At 69.6% G+C, this 16,574-nt stretch carries 11 protein-coding genes and 1 pseudogene; 3 read left to right on the top strand and 9 right to left on the bottom strand.

The window, feature by feature from the left end:
• Nucleotides 1-424 precede the first annotated feature (424 nt).
• A pseudogene (locus KGA66_RS31200) lies at nt 425-1,360 on the top strand (right-handed parallel beta-helix repeat-containing protein); the annotation flags it as partial.
• 551 nt (nt 1,361-1,911) lie between these two features.
• On the opposite strand, the gene galE reads toward KGA66_RS31200, so the two are convergent.
• The 9 genes from galE to KGA66_RS23790 all read right to left on the bottom strand — a co-directional run bounded on the left by galE (nt 1,912) and on the right by KGA66_RS23790 (nt 13,699).
• Entirely contained in the window at nt 1,912-3,090 is a 1,179-nt protein-coding gene (gene galE, locus KGA66_RS23755) for a UDP-glucose 4-epimerase GalE (protein ID WP_312887049.1), read from the bottom strand.
• A 26-nt stretch (nt 3,091-3,116) separates the two neighbouring features.
• A complete protein-coding gene (locus tag KGA66_RS30460) occupies nt 3,117-5,198 on the bottom strand; it encodes a glycosyltransferase family 2 protein (RefSeq protein ID WP_312887050.1) in 2,082 nt (693 codons plus the stop codon).
• Nucleotides 5,199-5,255: 57 nt separating this feature from the next.
• The gene (locus KGA66_RS23760) at nt 5,256-6,278 is read right to left on the bottom strand and encodes a UDP-glucuronic acid decarboxylase family protein (protein ID WP_211470806.1); all 1,023 of its coding nucleotides are present in this window, start codon (nt 6,276-6,278) and stop codon (nt 5,256-5,258) included.
• A gap of 262 nt (nt 6,279-6,540) precedes the next feature.
• Nucleotides 6,541-7,497 (bottom strand): PDR/VanB family oxidoreductase, encoded by a 957-nt coding sequence (locus KGA66_RS23765; RefSeq protein ID WP_211470808.1) that lies wholly within the window; start codon nt 7,495-7,497, stop codon nt 6,541-6,543.
• Nucleotides 7,490-7,657 carry a hypothetical protein gene (locus tag KGA66_RS23770; RefSeq protein ID WP_211470810.1) on the bottom strand — a complete coding sequence of 56 codons (168 nt, stop codon included), beginning with the start codon at nt 7,655-7,657 and terminating at the stop codon, nt 7,490-7,492. The genes KGA66_RS23765 and KGA66_RS23770 overlap by 8 nt, the downstream gene beginning before the upstream one ends.
• A gap of 68 nt (nt 7,658-7,725) precedes the next feature.
• Nucleotides 7,726-8,736: an aromatic ring-hydroxylating dioxygenase subunit alpha gene (locus KGA66_RS23775; protein WP_211470812.1), complete on the bottom strand. Its 1,011-nt coding sequence runs from the start codon at nt 8,734-8,736 to the stop codon at nt 7,726-7,728.
• An 81-nt stretch (nt 8,737-8,817) separates the two neighbouring features.
• Nucleotides 8,818-9,576, bottom strand: a complete 759-nt coding sequence (locus KGA66_RS23780; RefSeq protein ID WP_211470814.1) for an IclR family transcriptional regulator — start codon at nt 9,574-9,576, stop codon at nt 8,818-8,820.
• Nucleotides 9,577-9,628: 52 nt separating this feature from the next.
• Nucleotides 9,629-12,460, bottom strand: coding sequence for a type 1 periplasmic-binding domain-containing protein (locus tag KGA66_RS23785; protein ID WP_211470816.1), 2,832 nt, complete (start codon nt 12,458-12,460; stop codon nt 9,629-9,631).
• Between the two features lie 222 nt (nt 12,461-12,682).
• Nucleotides 12,683-13,699, bottom strand: a complete 1,017-nt coding sequence (locus tag KGA66_RS23790; RefSeq protein ID WP_211470818.1) for a LacI family DNA-binding transcriptional regulator — start codon at nt 13,697-13,699, stop codon at nt 12,683-12,685.
• 469 nt (nt 13,700-14,168) lie between these two features.
• Between KGA66_RS23790 and KGA66_RS23795 the strand changes: the two genes are divergently transcribed.
• Nucleotides 14,169-15,416: a sugar ABC transporter substrate-binding protein gene (locus tag KGA66_RS23795; protein ID WP_246508470.1), complete on the top strand. Its 1,248-nt coding sequence runs from the start codon at nt 14,169-14,171 to the stop codon at nt 15,414-15,416.
• Between the two features lie 88 nt (nt 15,417-15,504).
• Nucleotides 15,505-16,521, top strand: a complete 1,017-nt coding sequence (locus KGA66_RS23800; protein ID WP_211470822.1) for a carbohydrate ABC transporter permease — start codon at nt 15,505-15,507, stop codon at nt 16,519-16,521.
• Nucleotides 16,522-16,574: the final 53 nt, after the last annotated feature.

The raw sequence follows: 16,574 nt of genomic DNA on the forward strand, positions 1-16,574 counted from the left end.
CCGCCCGCCTGCCCGCCTGGCCGGCCGGCGCACCGTTCACGCTGTCCGCGCCCCGGTCACCGCGCGGTGCGCCCCGGTGCTGCGGCACGAACCGCCGGCCTGCCGCTTATGCCGAACCAGCGGGCTTTTCATCAAGTCCTTGTCGGCGTCGGCCGCCGGACGCGTAGGATGATGCGGCCGCGACGTGACGAGAGGGGGAGGGGTGGACCTGCCTCCTGCCCGGGAACCGGGACGTCCCCCGGACGACCCGCTCATCCGCGCGCGCCACGCGCAGGTCAAGCCGATCCAGGGCAACGCCCGCCGCAGGACGATGGCGCTGCTGGCCGCGACCGGGGCCGTTGTGCTCGGCGTGCACTACGCGACCGGGGGCGGTTCCGCTCCGCAGCGCGGCCGCGCGACGACGACCACGGTGGGCTCCAGTCCGATGCCCGTGACGTACTACGTCAGCGCCACCGGCGACGACAACGCGGCCGGCACCTCGCCGAGCACCGCGTGGCGCACCTTGGCGCGCGCGTCGAAGCAGCAGTTCCAGCCGGGCGAGCGGCTGAGGCTCAAGGGCGGCGACCGCTTCACCGGCGAGCTGACCTTCCGGCCGGGCGACGCGGGACGGGAGGACGAGCCCGTGACGGTCGGGTCCTACGGCGGCGGGCAGGCCGTCATCCAGGCCGCGACGACGCCGGCGGTCTCGGTGTACGACACGGCCGGGGTGTCGATCAGCGACCTGGTGTTGATCGGGCCGGGTGTGGGCGCGTCGGACGTCTCCGGGATCGACATCTACAACGACCTGCCGGGCGACCGCACACTGGGCGGCATCAGCGTTGCGAACGTGGACGCCTCCGGTTTCCGCAACGGCGTCTTCATCGGCGGCGGCAACGGCGACTCCGGGTTCGCCGATGTGCGCATCAGCGACAGCAAGCTGCACGCGAACCGGGACAACGGCCTGGTCAGCTACGGGCCCGACTCGGGCCGGCAGAAGGGCTACCCCTTCCACAACGTCACGGTGACCGGCGTCGAGGCGTACGACAACCTCGGCAACCCCGCCAACCACACCGTCGCGACCGGCAGCGGCATCTCGCTCGGCGGGGTCGAGAACGGCCTGATAGAGAACTCGATCGCCCACGGCAACGGTTCGCGGTGCGATTCGACCAGCGGACCGGTCGGCATCTGGGCGCACGACTCGGCCGGGATGGTGATCCAGCACAACGTGGCGTACTCGAACCGCACCGGCGGATACACCGACGGCGGCGGCTTCGACCTCGACCAGCGCACCGACAACTCAGTGCTGCAATACAACCTGACTTACGACAACTACGGGCCCGGATACATGGTGTGGTCCGCGACGAACGCGTTGCTGTCCACCGGAAACACCGTCCGGTTCAACATCAGCATGGATGACGCCCGCAGCCCGCTCGACGCGGACTCGATCACCTACGGCGCCGTGATGCTGTCCGGCTACGAGACGAACGCGAGCATCTATCACAACACCGTGGTGCAGTCCGTGGCCGGCGAGCAGTCCCCGCTGCTGAATCTGGGCACCCATCTGAAGGGCGCGACGGTCCGCGACAACATCTTCTCCGCGCAGCGCGGCGACCTGGTCAAGTCCGGTGGCGCGCCTACCCACAGCCAGGTGCTGTTGCAGGGCAACGACTACTACTCCGCGGCCGGACACTGGCGGCTCGCCTGGGGCGGGGCGCTCTACACGTCGCTGACCTCGTGGCGCGCGGACAGCGGCCAGGAACGCCTTGCCGGGCGTTCGACCGGTTCCGCCGCGAACCCGCAGCTCACGCCGGTCGGCATCGCGTCGTGGGACCCGATGCGCAAGACGGTTCCCGCGCCGCGCCCCGGCTCGGCGATCGGCTCGGCGGGGCTCGACCTGGCGCAGCGGTTCGGCACGGACGTCGGCATGTGGGACTACTTCGGCGGTCCGCTCACCGCGCCGGCGACGCTTGGAGCCGTGATGCCGGGCTCGCCGCCGCCGTCCGGCTCGCCATCACCATCGCCGTCACGAGCGCCGTCGCGAACGCCGTCCGGCGCGCCGTAGCCGTCCGGGTTGGCTTTCTGGAACCGCCAGGCGTCCGCGCACATGTCGGCCACGTCCCTGGTGGTGCGCCAGCCCCAGGCCCGCTCCACCGCGGCGGCCGACGCGACGAGGCGGGTCACGTCGCCGGGCTGCCGCTCGACGATCTCGTAAGGCACCGCTCGGCCGGAGGCCCGCTCGATCTCGGCGACCAGTTCGAGCACCGAGGTACCGACGCCGGTGCCCAGGTTGAGGACCTGTAGCCCGGCGGGCGCGGGACCGAGGGGCCGGTCCGGGTCGACCCCGAGCTCCCGCAGCGCCACCCGGTGTCCGTCGGCGACGTCCACCACGTGGATGAAGTCGCGCACGGCGGTGCCGTCCGGTGTGGCGTAGTCGCCGCCGAAGACGCTCAGCTTCTCCCGTCGGCCGACCGCCACCTGCATGGCGAACGGCATGACGTTGCCGGGCACGCCGCGCGGATCCTCCCCGAGCAGGCCGCCGGGATGCGCGCCGACCGGGTTGAAGTAGCGCAGCGCCAGAACCGCGAACTCGGGCCAGGCCCGGCACAGGTCGCCGGCCATCAGCTCGCACATCCACTTCGAGCGCGCGTACGGGTTGGTCGGCGCCGCGGGCCGCCCCTCGTCGAGCGGCAGCTTCTTCGCCTCACCGTAGATCGAGCAGGACGAGGAGAACACCAGCCGGTTCACCTTGTGGGCGTGCATCGCGCGCAGCAGCGAGACCATGGCGCCGAGGTTCACGTCGTAGTAGTCGAGTGGTATCTGCACCGACTCGCGCACCGACTTGAGCGCCGCGAAGTGCACGACCGCGTCGAAGCGGTGGGTGCGGAACACCCGGTCCAGTCCCGCGGTGTCCCGCACGTCCATGCGGTAGGCCGCCAGCAGCGGCCGGCCGGCGGTCTTCTCCACCCGCGCCAGCGCCGCGGGGGAGCTGTTGGAATGGTCGTCGACCACGACGACCTGGTGGCCGTGCTCCAGCAGTTCGACGCAGGTGTGGCTGCCGATGAATCCGGCCCCGCCGGTGACCAGGATGATCGGTGCGGCTTGGGTGTTCACGCGGGTCTGTCCTCCGGGCCGGGTGATCAGTGACTGAGAACGCTGATGAAGTAGGGCACGTAGTGGGTGGCGGCGAGGGCGACCGGCGCCAGGGTCAGCAGCCCGAGGCCGAGTGGCAGCCGGACGGTGTGGAACGCGTCCCGCGTGCGCGCGCCGGCGGATCGGGCGACTTCGCGCATGTGGAGCAGCGGCACGCTGACGCAGACCGTCGCGTAAGTCAGTGCGCTCATGATGCACAGGAGTACGTACCCGAAGACCTTGGCCCGTAGCTCGCCGTAGATCGCCACGCCGGAGAGCCCGAGGCTGAACCCCAGGTAGGGGTACATGAGCCGGACGGGCAGGGCCGGCATGCCGCCCGGGTTCTTGGGCGTGACCTTGAACGTGATCGGGCGCGGCCGGATCGCGTTGGAGATCCCGGCGAGCACCCCGCGCACCACGTAGGGCCATCCGGTCAGCGTGAACAGCCAGTTCTCCCAGCTCAGCGCGGGAGCGGTGGCCGGGCGCAGCAGGCCGCGCCGGCGCAGCAGCGCGACCAGCAGGAGCAGCCAGATCGAGACCGACGCGACGTGCAGGATGAACGACGGGTAGTTGACCTTGACCCACTGGATGCCGGCGAGCACCGCGATCGGCGGCAGCAGCAGTCCGGCGGTGAGCACGGCGGCGTTGAGCGGATAGTAGGCCAGCGAGAAACCGAACCGGGTGCGCAGCACGCCGCGCATCCGGGGCAGGTGGGAGGGCAGCAGGCCGAACAGCACCGTGGTCAGGCTGCGCGACCACTGGAACTCCTGGGTCAGCATGTCCGCGAAGGTTAGCGGGCCGTCGCCGTGCGCGGCCGCGTCGACGGCGAACGCGCCCTGCCAGCCGGCGGAGTTGAGCAGGAAGGTGGTGGAGAAGTCCTCGGCCAGTTCGGGGCCGATGCCGCCGATCTGCCGCAGCGCCTGCGTGCGCACGGCGTAGTGCGACCCGATGCACATCGGGGCCAGGCCGCCGTTGTGCCCGAGCTGCACCGGCCCGTGCCAGACCGCCTCGCGGTAGAGCCGCCCGCGTGCGGACCAGGAGGAGCTCGCGTTGGCGTCGCACATGCTCGGGGCCGCGACGTAGCCCACGGCGGGGTCGGCGAACGGCCGGATCATGTTGGCGAGGTAGTTGACGTCGGGCACGTGGTCGCAGTCGAGCTGCGCCACGGCGTCGTAGTCGCGGTAGCCGACCCGGTCGTAGAAGTACGCGAGGTTGCCTTCCTTGCACCGGGTGCGCCGCGGCCAGGTCGTCCGGTGGTAGCCTTCGACGCCTTTGCGGGTGGAAATCTTCACGCCCTTGGCGTCGCACCAGGCGCGCACCTCGGCGGTGGGGTCCTCGTCGCACAGCCAGACGTGATAGTCGTTCGGGAAGTTCTGCGTGAGCATCGTTTCGAGGGTGCGCCGGGCCAGCTCCCAGGGCTCTGAGGGCGCCTTGGTGACCACGAAGGCGACCCGCAGCGGCGGCATCGGCACGTGCGGGTCCGGTTTGCGCAGCCAGGCGACCGACAGCAGGAAGTACAGCGGGATCGCGGTGACGTAGAGCAGGATGGCGCTGTTGAGCACCAGGCCGGTCCAGCCGATCCGGTTGTCGGGGGAGAGCCACCAGATCCAGAATTCGACGAAGCAGACCATCCAGCCGACGGACATCAGCGTGATCAGCGTGCGGTCGCGGCGGCGCAGCGCGGGCGCCATCAGCGACAGGTCGAGCAGGCGAACGCGCAGCGGCCGGCCGAAAGCGGGCCCGGCGGGACTGACCGCGACCACGTTGCCGTCGGAGATGCGGTACAGCTCGTCTTCCAGTTGCTCGTCGGTGAGCGCGCCCGCGGTGGCTGCCGCGAGGGCCGGGATGATCATCGTCTCGGCCGCGGCCGCGGCTGTGGATGTCGCTTTCGCTGTCGCTGCGGTCGTCGTGACCGCCGCCTGAGTCGCAGAGCTCTGTGACGCACCGTCGACGGCTGCGGCTGCGGCTGCGGCTGCGGGAACGGTGACGGCTGCGGGAACTGTGCCGGTTTCGGCTGCGGGCTCAGGCTCGGGCCGGGCCTCCCAGAACGCCGGGACGGTGGCGCCGGTCGGCGATTGGCGTACTTTCACCGCCAGCCCCTGTCCGGGTGAGCGGAACCGGGCGACGCCGCGATGTTCGACACGGCTTCAGACGCCAATCCTCAGCTCGGTTTCGGGAGCCGTGTCCGTGGGCTCGCCGAGCTGGCCGTAGCGCAGCGTGACGACCGCGGAGGCCAGTTCCTCGGGGCGGGAGGCGAACCAGGCGGCGGTGCGGCGCAGGCCCTCCTCGATCCCCACCGCGGGGTCCCAGCCGAACAGCGCCCGGGCGCGGCCGATGTCGGGGCGGCGCTGCAACGGGTCGTCCTGTGGCATCGCGTGGTATTCGACCGGCGGGGCGCTGCCGGTCACCTCGCGTACGAGGTCGGCCAGTTGCGCGATGGTGCGCTCCTGCGGGTTGCCGAGATTGACCGGGCCGGCCTCGTCGCTGTCGAGCATCGCCACCAGGCCGGTCACCAGGTCGTCGACGTAGCAGAAGCTGCGGGTCTGCTTTCCGTCGCCGTAGATCGTCAACGGCTCGCCGCACAGGGCCTGGACCAGGAGGCTCGACACGACGCGGCCGTCGTTGGCCCGCATGCGCGGACCGTAGGTGTTGAAGATCCTGACGATGCCGGTATTCACGCCCAGGGTGCGCCGGTACGCGGACGTGACCGCCTCGGCGTACCGCTTGGCCTCGTCATAGACGCTGCGCGGGCCGATCGGGTTGACGTTGCCCCAGTAGTCCTCGCGCTGCGGATGCACGAGCGGATCGCCGTAGACCTCGCTGGTGGAGGCGAGCAGAAACCGGGCGCCGTGGCGGTGTGCGAGGCGCAGTGCGTTCTCGGTGCCGCGGCTGCCGACCGCGAGCGTCTCCAGGGGGCGGCGCAGGTAGTCCGGCGGCGAGGCCGGGCTGGCGAGGTGTGCCACCGCGTCGACCGGCCCGGCGACCGGAATTTTCGAGGTGACGTCGTGGGCGATGAATTCAAAACGCGAAGATTCCTTCAGCGCTATGACATTATCGAGCCGCCCGGAGGACATGTCGTCGACACAGACAACTTCGTCGCCGCGGGCGATCAAGCGTTCGCACAGGTGAGAACCAATGAATCCGGCGGCTCCGGTGACAACCACGCGCATCTTTCGGCTCCCCTCCGATCAGGCGCTGCCGCCCGGCCGAAATACGATCAACCTCACGTATTCCACAGAGGTAGTCACCGACCATAAACATTTTTCCAGGCGACTGTCAATCTCAGAGTATACCGTGAAAACTATGCTATGCACCCGTTCTTACTTAACGCGACATTGGCCTGTTTTGGGCGGTTTGATGGGTATTTCCGGGTATGACGCGGCCTCGGCGGGCGGCGATCGGGAGCGTCCGCGGGTTCGGGGTGCCCGGATGTCAGAGGTCTAATACAAGACGTTCGCCGCGGCAGCGCGAGACGCAGATCATCATGGTCTCGCCGGCGGCCCGCTCCGCGGCGGTGAGCAGCGAGTCGCGGTGGTCCGGGTCGCCGTCGAGCACGTCGGTCTCGCAGGTGCCGCACGTACCCTCAGTGCACGAATACAGTACCTCGACGCCCGCCGCGCGCACGGTGTCGAGCACCGAGGTGTCCGGCGGCACGGTGAGGGTCAGCCCCGAGCGGGCCAGCACGAGTTCGAACGGCCGGTTCTCGGCGTCGGCGTCGGCGCTGCGCGGTTTCGGCTGGAAGCGCTCCATCGCGGGCTGCGGCCAGCCGCGCGCGGCGCAATAGTCCGCGACCGCGTCCAGCAGCGGGCCGGGGCCGCAGCAGTAGACCGCGGTGCCGGGGCGCGGCGCACCGAGATAGCCGGCCAGGTCGAGCAGTCCGGTTTCATCCTGCGGGCGCAGCAGCACCCGATCGCCGTGGCGGGCGGCCAGTTCGTCGGCGAACGCCATGGATGCGCGTCGACGGCCGCCGTAGAGCAACGACCACTGCGCGCCGGCGGCCTGCGCGGCGCCCAGCATCGGCAGGATAGGGGTGACGCCGATGCCGCCCGCGACGAACAGGTAGCGCTCCGCCTGGCCCAGCGGGAAGTTGTTGCGCGGGCCGCGTACCCGCAGCGTCGAGCCGACGGGGAGCCGGTCGTGCACATGGGCCGATCCGCCGCGCCCCTCGGGCTCGCGCAGCACCGCGATGCGCCAGGAGGCGCGATCCGCCGGATCCCCGCACAGCGAGTACTGCCGCTCCAGTTCCTCGGCGAGCAGCAGGTCGAGGTGCGCGCCGGGCTGCCATGCCGGAAGGTCGGCGCCGTCCACGTCGCGCAGAGTCAGGGATATGACGCCCTCGGCCTCGTGCCGCCGGTCGGCGACGACGACGGTGCGCAGATTCTCAGCCATCGAGGTCATCATTGCCGTGTCCGCGCGGATGCGCCAGCAGCCAGGCCCACATCTCGACCGGGCCGTCGCAGGTCCGCCGCGCCCCGCAATGGCAGGTGCCGCGCAGCAGGTCGGACCCCGGCTCCCAGTCGATCCGGTTGACCAGGCCCGTCACGGGCACGGACGGGTCGGCAGCGTTGCCGGCGCCCGCAGCGCCCCCAGCGGTGGTGCCGGTAGCGGTCGCGCCGGTCATGCCGCGGCGAGGCGGGCCAGGATCCGGCGGGCCGCGAGCCCACCGGTGTCGATGTTGATGCTCAGCTCCTGGTACCCGGCCGGTTCGCCGTCCAGTGCCTTCTGCAGCAGGTTCAGCGCGTCGACGTCCTGCATCACGACCGTGTGGTTGAAGTCGTGCAGGAACTTGGTCACCTCGTCGTCTTCGCGTGCGAAGTCGCGGGAGACGGCCCAGAAGTCGTATACCTTGCCCGGGCCCGCCGGCGTGATCGCGTACGTGATCTCGGTGCGGAACACCGGCTCGGTCCGCCCGACCGGCATGATCCGGCTGTGCAGCAGGTACAGGCAGGGCGCGAAGTACTCGATGTCCTGCAGGCGGGTGATGCGGCCCTCGATCCCGGTGGAGCGGGAGTAGAACGGCGGGCAGGCCGCGTCCATCATGTGCCGCGAGACGCGGACCACGCCGGCGGCCTCGTCGACCTCGGTGCTGATCGGGGTCTCGGCGACCTCCGGGGTGCCGATATAACCACCGTGCAGATAAGTCTCGTGCGACAGGTCGAGCAGGTTGTCGACGAGCAGCCCGTAGTCGCAGTCGATCGGTTCCATGCCGCGCACGCTCACCATCTCGGGGTCCGCGAGGTGCGGGGCGCGTGGAATCAGCTTCTCGTCGGCCAGTTGCGGGTCGCCGATCCAGACCCACACCAGCGAGTCGATCTCAGCCACCGGATACGCGGTGACCCGGGCGGTTCGCGGGATGCGCTGCTGGCCCGGAACGTACACGCAGGCACCGGACGTGTCGTAGGTGAACCCGTGGTAGCCGCAGACGATCCGGTCTCCGTCGAGGCGGCTGGCGGAGAGCGGGAACCGCCGGTGTACGCAGCGGTCCGACAGTGCCACGACGCTGCCGTCCTCCTCGGTGCGGTACAGCACGATCGGCTCGCCGAGGACCGTGCGGCCGAGCAGGTCGCGCCCGACCTCGCCGGCATAGGCGGTGACATACCACTGATTGCGCGCGAAGGCGGTGGCCATGGGTGCTCCGTGTGCGAGGGCCGATAGCGGCGGACGAGGGCAGCGTCGCAAGGCCGCGACCGGTCGGCAACGCGACTTCCGTCAGGCGGAAGTCCAGCCGAGTGCGCGGGAGATGCCCAGGCCGGCGAGGCGCACCGGGGGCGCGAGGGTGTTGGGACGGGCCCCGGCCCGCGGCACGATGACCGAGACGGCCGCGACCACGTCGCCGCTCGCGTCGTGGACCGGGGCCGCTACGGACAGCGCGTCATCGGTGATCTGCCGGTCGCTGACCGCGAATCCGCAACGGCGCACCTCGGCGAGCATCCGGCGCAGCGCGGCCGGATCGGTGATCGTGTGCGGCGTGAACGAGGCCAGTTGCGCGGCGGCCAGATACTCCTCCTGCACGCCGGGCTCGCTGTGCGCGAGCAGTACGAGCCCCACGCCGGTGGCGTGCAGCGGCCAGTGTTCGCCCACCCGCGCGAGCACGCCCACGGCCGAGCGCCCGGAGATCCGCTCGATGTACACGACCTCCATCGCGTCGCGCACCGCGAGTTGGACGTTCTCGTGCGTGGCCTCGTAGAGGTCCTCAAGGAACGGCATCGCCGCCTCGCGAAGCGCCAGACCGCGCGGGGCCAGGGCGCCGATCTCCCAGAGTCGCAACCCGATGTGGTACATGCCCGAGGCGTCCCGTTCCAGTGCGCCCCAGGCGGCGAGCAGGCCGACCAGCCGGTGCGCGGTGGGCAGCGTCAGGCCGGCCCGCCGGCTGATCTCGGTCAGCGAGAGCGCCGGAGCCGACCGGTCGAACGCCGCGAGCACCGCGAGCAGCCGTTCCGCGGCCGAGACCGGCGTGGGTTGCGTCATGGCGCCACGGTAGAAGGTGCTCGCGCGTCCCGACAGCGGTCCGAGGGGCCTTTCAGGGACACCAGGGTGACGCGGGATGATCCGCCGCGTTGCCGCAGAACCCGGCCAGGATCGGGTCCACGCCGCCTTTGTCGACGCGCAGTATCGCGACCGGTTTGTTCTGCGGCACGTGTTCTGTCACGTCGCCGCCGAAGTCGATGGTGCCGCTCACTCCGGCGATGAGGTTGTTCGGTCCGTGGATCGCGGTGATCTCGCGCCACACCGAGGTCGGGGTCACCGGGACCGGCGCCGGCCCCTGGCGCAGCAGTCCGGTCGCCGTGATCATGACCGATGCGGCGTCGAAGGACAGGGCCGCGTGACCGTCCAGCGACTGCGTGGCGGGCGGCCGCTCGAATGGAAACAGGGCATTGAGATCGGAGTAGAAGTCCTGCGCCGAGCCCTGGGCGGCCGCGCTCGGCGCCAGCGCGAAGGATTCGTAGAAGTAGGGCATCCCGAGGTTCTGTCCCCGTGCCGCCGCGTCGGCGACGTACCGGCTCATGTCGTCGTCACCGATGACAGTGGCCCGGCTGCCGCATTGGATCGCGCTGGACATGAAGTCCTGGAAGTCCGGGATGTCGTGGCCGGCGAAATAGGCGAACCCGTTGTAGTTGCACGTGTCGCGCCCCGCCGCGGTGGAGTTGTCGACGGTGCGGTCCTGGTATTTCTGGTGTACGGGCTGCCCGCTGTTCGCGCTGTCAGCGCTGTTCGCACCGCTCGCACCGCTCGCACCGCTCGCGGTGTTCGGGGTGAACGCCACCGCCTCCGTGGGGAAACCGCGCGCCCGGAAGCTGCTGACCAGGTCCTCGCGCAGATTGGTGCTGTAGGTGTCGGAGGAGTCGTCGACGTAGTAGATGCGCACGGCCCGGGTGATCGTCGCAGCGGAGGAGGCGAGGTGGTCGGCGAAGGCCGCGGCCACCGCCGCTTCCCGCCGGTTCTGCGGCGATACCTGGAAATACATGGGACTGTCGCCGGTCAGGACGTCCGCGGACGGCGTGTCGGCCACCATGGGGATGCCGATTGTGGTGAGGGCTTTGATCGTGGCCTCGGTGGCCGTATTGCTCTGGTCGAGGCCGACCACCCCGGCCAGGGTCGAATCGGCCAGCAGCCCGGTGTCCTGGGTGGCCAGGGTACTGATCTGTTGACCGAGCCGGGAGCCCTCCCGCATACCCTGGCCCGCGTTGGCGATCAGGACGCGGACGATCGGGTCGGCGACCCCGGGCGCTCGCAGCTGCCGCCACTGCGCGACCGCGAGTCCTTCGAGAGCCTCGCGCTCGGCGGTAAGCCCGCTGGGCGCGTTCGTGGGCGAGGTGAGTGCCTCCACCTCGATCAGGGCGATGTACGGACGCTGCGGAGCTTGTCGATGCAGTGTCGCAGCCTGCTTATTCTGCTGCAGGATCGTCTGTTCTACGCCCCGGATGACCGGATCGGAGGGCTGGAACAGATCGTGCGACCCGTCCGTCACCCCGATGCACTGCGTGCCCGTCTCGATCAGCAGAGCACTGCCGGTTCCGCAGTGCTCGGCCAGCCAGTGCCCGTGGTCGGCGGCCTGGCTCCGGTTGTGAGCCGCCAGGCCGGACACCGCCACCGCGGCCGCGACGGCCGGCAGGGTGAGCCTGACCCGTCGCGATTCCCACCAGGCCGGCCGCGCCTCGCCGCGCGTGGCCGCGTATCCGGAGTGGGCCGCGATGGTCATCGACACCCTGCGCCGCACCTCCTCGGTGGGCTCACCAGGAATGCGGATCGGCAGATACCACGCGTTCTCCAGGCGGGCGCGCCGGTCCGCGAGCAGCTGGTTCTGCCACGCGCGATAGGCGTCCAGCGCGTTGGCCGCGTCGTAGCGGGGCCTGGTGGGATCCCGGCCCGCGTCCGGCGGCACGTCGACACTGGCGCTGATCACGAGCAGCGGGTCGAACAGACCCACCTGGTTGCGCACGTCGTTGATCAGCCGCAGGATCAGGTATCCGCCGTTGGTCATGGACACGTCGTCCAGCAACAGCGTCGGGTAGGTCATTCTCCGTTTGCGCCACACCTGCCACCAACGCAGCCGGTATTCGCGGCGCAGGTCCTCCAGGAACGCGTTGACCAGCAGCCGCGCGGCGTCCTGGGCGACCTCCTTCGGCAGTTCCTCCTTGGTCAGCCGCCGGGCGAAGGTGACGAAGTTGCCGTATGTCCGCGGCGCCAGGTGCGGCTGCCGCATGAACCAGCGGTACTGCCTCGACAGCAGCGGAACGCGCCCGGTCACCGCGATGCGGAACGTCACCACGGTCACGCCGCGCAGCAGCCAGAGCCCGATCCTCCACCAGGCGCTCTGGCTCGCCAGCACGTCTTCGACCCTCTGCTGCGCGGTGATCAGCCGCTGGGCCAGCCCGAGGTTCTGGATCCGCGTGCGCAGCGTGCGGTCCCGATGGGGATCGTCGTCGTCGAACTGCTGGTCCATCAGCCAGCCCGCGAGCGTGAACCGCGGAAAGCGCAGCCGGCCGTCGCTCGCCCGCGGGCTGTTGGCCAGGATGTTGCGAGCTTCGCGCAGACAGTCGCGCACGGCCATGACGCTGTCGAGCGGCGCTGCCTTGTCGCCGAAGGCCAGATACGCGCAGCGCACGCCGCCCGGCTTGGCCCTTTCGAGGCGCTCGTGGAGCGCGGGCAGCAGCAACCGGTGCTCGCCGGGACGCACGAGGCAGACCATGGGCAGCCCCTTGCGGCCCGCGCGCTGCCGCCGGTCCGCCAGCTCGACCCACGCGCCGTCCCGCAGTTCCCGGGGCCGATCGCCGTGCCGCGCACGCCGTATCAGGGCGCCGATCAGTTGAACGAGCCTGTCGGTTCCGTCGAACACCGGCAGATCGACCACGGGCCCACCACTTCTCGAGGACGCAGTGACTTCCCGACAACTCTCTCAGACCTTTGAAGCACAAGCGGTGACTCTTTGCCAAGGCGAGACGCAATCTGATGCCACGTCAGCCGCCGCAACGCACTGCCGCCCCGCCCCGGCCCCCGCGGCCGCGGCGTCGAGAGGGCCGTGGCCGCAACCGTTCGCTGGGAGTTTCGAGACGAACGCTCGCCGCAACCGCGGTCAGGGCGCCGCGAACGCCGGCGCGGTGCTGCTGCGCAGGGAGATCGGGGGTGCGAGCAGCCGGTGCTTGGGCGCGGCGTTCGGCTCGGCGATCCGCTCGATGAGCAGGTCCACGGCGAGCGAGCCCATCTCCAGCGCGGGAACGTCGGCGGCGGTCAGTTGCGGGCGGAACTCCTCGGCCCAGTGCTTGGCCGCGACGCCCGCGATGGAGAATCTGCCGGGAACGTCGAGCCCCGCGCGTTCCAGCGCGCGCTGAACGCCCGGCAGCGCCGCCTCGTTGATGGTCGCCACGGCCGTGATCTCCGGGTGGGCGTCGAGAATCTGCTCCATGCACGCCTCACCGGCCGGCGCGTCGTCGGCGCAGCAGAACTCCACGCCGGTGACGGCGCGCTGCTCGACCGCGGCCGTGAAGCCCTCGCGGGCGCGGTGACCGGGGCCGTAGCCGGCGGCCAGCAACTCGGCGGAGCGGTTGATCAGCGCGATGTGGTGGTGCCCGAGGTCGGCCAGGTGGTACACGCAGCGGCTGATCAACGTCGCATAGTCCACATCGACCCAGCACGTCTCGTGCGGCTGCGCGGTGTGGCCGATCGTCACGAAGGGCATGCCCGCCTTCTGGAGCCTGGTGACCCGGGGGTCTTCCAGGCGGATCTCCATGACTATCACGCCGTCGACGCGGCGGCCGCTCACGATCCGTTCGAACGACCGGTCGTGATCGCCGCCGGAGGGCGAGAGCAGCACGTCGAGATCGACCCGCGCGGCGGCCTCCAGCACGCTGGCGACGAACTCGAGCTGCATGTAGGTCAGTCGCCCGCCGGCCGGCGGGATGACCAGCCCGAGGGTGCGGGTGCGGCCCTCCTTCAGGGCGCGGGCCGCCGCGTTCGGGCGGTAGTCGAGCTCGTCGATGACCTCCTGGATCCGTCGCCGCGTCGCCTCGGACACCGTTCGCTTGCCGCTGAGCGCGTACGAGACGGTGCTGCGGGACACGCCGGAGCGCCGGGCGATCTCCCCGATGTTCATCGAACTCCTCACCACCGGCTCGACGACACTGAGTCGAATCGATTCGTCCGAGTGTAGTCACCGCGGGCCGGGCTTTCAATGCGGCCGGTCGATCGGGTGCCGGGTGCGCCCGGCCCGACGAATGGTTTCGACAGTGGGCGGGGCGATCCGCGATGCGCCGAACCGTGCCGCGGGGCGTCGGCGGTTGTGATCTGAGCTGCTTGGTTCCGCAGTCAAGAGGTGAGCTATTGACGGTTGCCGACCGCGGACTTATCGTCTGTCGAACCGATTCGTTGAATCGATTCGACGAGGTGGGGTCGTGACCGCGCACCTGCTCGCGGTTCGTTCGGCGCGCCCGGCCTCGCCCTGGTCGCCGCCGTACCGTCGCACCGCCGCACCGGGTCGACGGCACGGCGACCACTGGATCCACGCGCACGGCTCACTGCGACCGAAGTCCTTGAGTGGAATGGGAAAGTCAATGAAGACTGTCATGTCCAGGCGGCGGTTCGCCGCCGCGGGACTGGCGTTCGGCGCTGTGGTGGCCGTCGCCGGTTGTTCGTCCTCTCCGTCGTCCGGTTCGGCGTCGTCGGCGCCTTCGGGTACGTACACGGTCTGGGATCCGTATCCGCAGTTCGACAATTCGTCGGCGTGGGTGCAGTTGCTGGACAAGTGCGGCACGGCGGCGGGGGTTTCGGTCAAGCGCACCGGTTTCGACACTACGGATTTGACGAGCAAGGTGTTGTTGGCGGCGCAGCAGGGCGCGGCGCCGGACGTGTTGATCGTGGATAATCCGGTGGTCTCCACGCTCGCGCAGGGCGGGGTGTTGACGGATACGTCGGTGACGAAGGTGGATACCTCGGGGGTGGAGGCGAACCTGCTGGCGGCGGGTCAGCTGGGTGGTAAGACCTACGGCGTCCCGATCGGTGCGAACACGTTGGCGTTGTATTACAACAAGAGCATCCTCGGTGCCGCGGGTGTGGATCCGGGTTCGGTGAAGGATTGGGCGTCGCTGAGCGCGGCGTTGGCGCAGGTGAAGTCGAAGACCGGGAAGAAGGGGATCACGTTCTCGGCGATCGGTACGGAGGAGGGCAGTTTCCAGTTCCTGCCGTGGTTCTGGGGCGCGGGGGCGAAGCTGGCGGACTTGTCCTCGCCGCAGGCCACTGATGCGCTGACGTTGTGGAGCACGTGGCTGAAGGATGGGTACGCGCCGAACTCGGTGTTGCAGGACACGCAGACCACCAGTTGGCAGGAGTTCGCCGCCGGGGGGACCGCGTTCAGCGAGAACGGTACCTGGCAGTTGGCGAACGCGAAGAAGACCGGGTTCCCGGTGGGCATCATCCCGATCCCGGGCAAGGACGGGGGTACGGCGCCGGCGCCGACGGGCGGGGAGTTCGTGACGGTGCCGGTGCAGTCGGATACGGCGCGCTATGCGACCAGTGAGAAGCTGGTGTCGTGCCTGACCAACGCGGACAACGCGTACACCACGGACAACACGCTCTCGTATGTCGCGGCTACCGATGCGGTGCAGCAGAAGCAGGTGGCGGCGAATCCGGACCTGGCCACCTGGGTGACGGCGGTGCACGCGGCGAAGGGCCGCACCAGTGACGATCTGGGGACGAAGTACCCGAAGATCTCGCAGCCGTTGTGGACGGCGGTGCAGGCGGCGCTCTCGGGTTCGGCCAGTGTGCAGTCCGCGTTGAGTACGGCGCAGAACGCGGCTAAGTCGGCGGCCAACTAGTATCCCGCGCCGAGGCGCTAGCGCGCGGCGCGAGCCTCGCATCGGCGCGCTACTCTCACGCAGCGTCCATATCGGCGACAGGGACAGCATGAACGAGACGACACAGGCCGCTTCCGCGTCTGTGCGTGCCCGATCCGGGGCGAAGGACTCCAAGGTCTCCAAGGCCAAGGTCTCCTCCGCCCCGGCCACGGTGCGCCGCGTCGCGCACCGTCGGCGTGGTCCGGTGGGTTCGGGTCAGTGGGCGGCGTGGGGGTTTTTGGTGCCGGTGGTGGTGTATCTGGGGGTGTTCTATGCGTATCCGTTGTACAAGAATGTTGATTTGAGTTTGCGTGATTACACGGTGATGTCGTTTGTGCGTGGTGGTGCGCCGTTCGCGGGGTTGGGTAATTATCGTGCGGTGGTCGGTAGTGCGACGTTCGTGCCGGCGTTGTGGCATACGTTGGTGTTCACGGGGGTGTCGTTGTTGTTTCAGTATGCGGTGGGGTTGGGGTTGGCGGTGTTCTTCCATCAGCATTTCCGGCTTTCGGGTGTGTTGCGGGCGTTGTTCCTGGTGCCGTGGTTGTTGCCGTTGATCGTGTCGGCGTCGACGTGGTCGTGGATGCTCAACAGTGATGCGGGGGTGGTCAACTACGGGTTGCATGTGTTGGGGGTGGGGCCGGTGGATTGGTTGACTTCGCCGCGTTGGTCGCTGGTCAGTGTGGTGATCGCGAATGTGTGGATCGGGATCCCGTTCAATCTGGTGTTGTTGTACAGCGGGTTGCAGGCGGTGCCGCGGGGGTTGTATGAGGCGGCGGCGTTGGATGGTGCGGGTGCGTGGGCGCGGTTTCGGCGGATCACGTTTCCGTTGTTGCGTCCGGTCTCGGCGATCACGTTGCTGTTGGGGTTGATTTACACGCTGAAGGTGTTCGACATCATTTGGATCATGACTAAGGGTGGGCCGGTGGATTCTTCGACGACGTTCGCGACGTGGTCGTACCGGTTGGGGTTCGGCAATCTGTTGCCGGCGTTCGGTCCGGGGGCGGCGGTGGGTAATCTGCTGGTGGTGATCGCGCTGGGGTTCGGGTTGCTGTATATCCGCAGTCAGCGCAGGGATCGGGAGAGCTGAGGTGAGCGTCCTGAGACCGGCCGGGGCCGGGGGGTGGCGTGGTGGTGCGCGCG

It is taken from the genome of Actinocrinis puniceicyclus, from assembly GCF_018283645.1.
GTDB lineage: Bacteria > Actinomycetota > Actinomycetes > Streptomycetales > Catenulisporaceae > Actinocrinis > Actinocrinis puniceicyclus.

Excerpts from the sequence above, each read along its gene's own strand:
- KGA66_RS23760 (WP_211470806.1), bottom strand. The coding sequence starts at position 6,278 with ATGCGCGTGGTTGTCACCGGAGCCGCCGGATTCATTGGTTCTCACCTG.
- KGA66_RS23765 (WP_211470808.1), bottom strand. The coding sequence starts at position 7,497 with ATGGCTGAGAATCTGCGCACCGTCGTCGTCGCCGACCGGCGGCACGAG.
- KGA66_RS23775 (WP_211470812.1), bottom strand. The coding sequence starts at position 8,736 with ATGGCCACCGCCTTCGCGCGCAATCAGTGGTATGTCACCGCCTATGCC.
- KGA66_RS23780 (WP_211470814.1), bottom strand. The coding sequence starts at position 9,576 with ATGACGCAACCCACGCCGGTCTCGGCCGCGGAACGGCTGCTCGCGGTG.
- KGA66_RS23790 (WP_211470818.1), bottom strand. The coding sequence starts at position 13,699 with ATGAACATCGGGGAGATCGCCCGGCGCTCCGGCGTGTCCCGCAGCACC.
- KGA66_RS23795 (WP_246508470.1), top strand. The coding sequence starts at position 14,169 with ATGTCCAGGCGGCGGTTCGCCGCCGCGGGACTGGCGTTCGGCGCTGTG.
- KGA66_RS23800 (WP_211470822.1), top strand. The coding sequence starts at position 15,505 with ATGAACGAGACGACACAGGCCGCTTCCGCGTCTGTGCGTGCCCGATCC.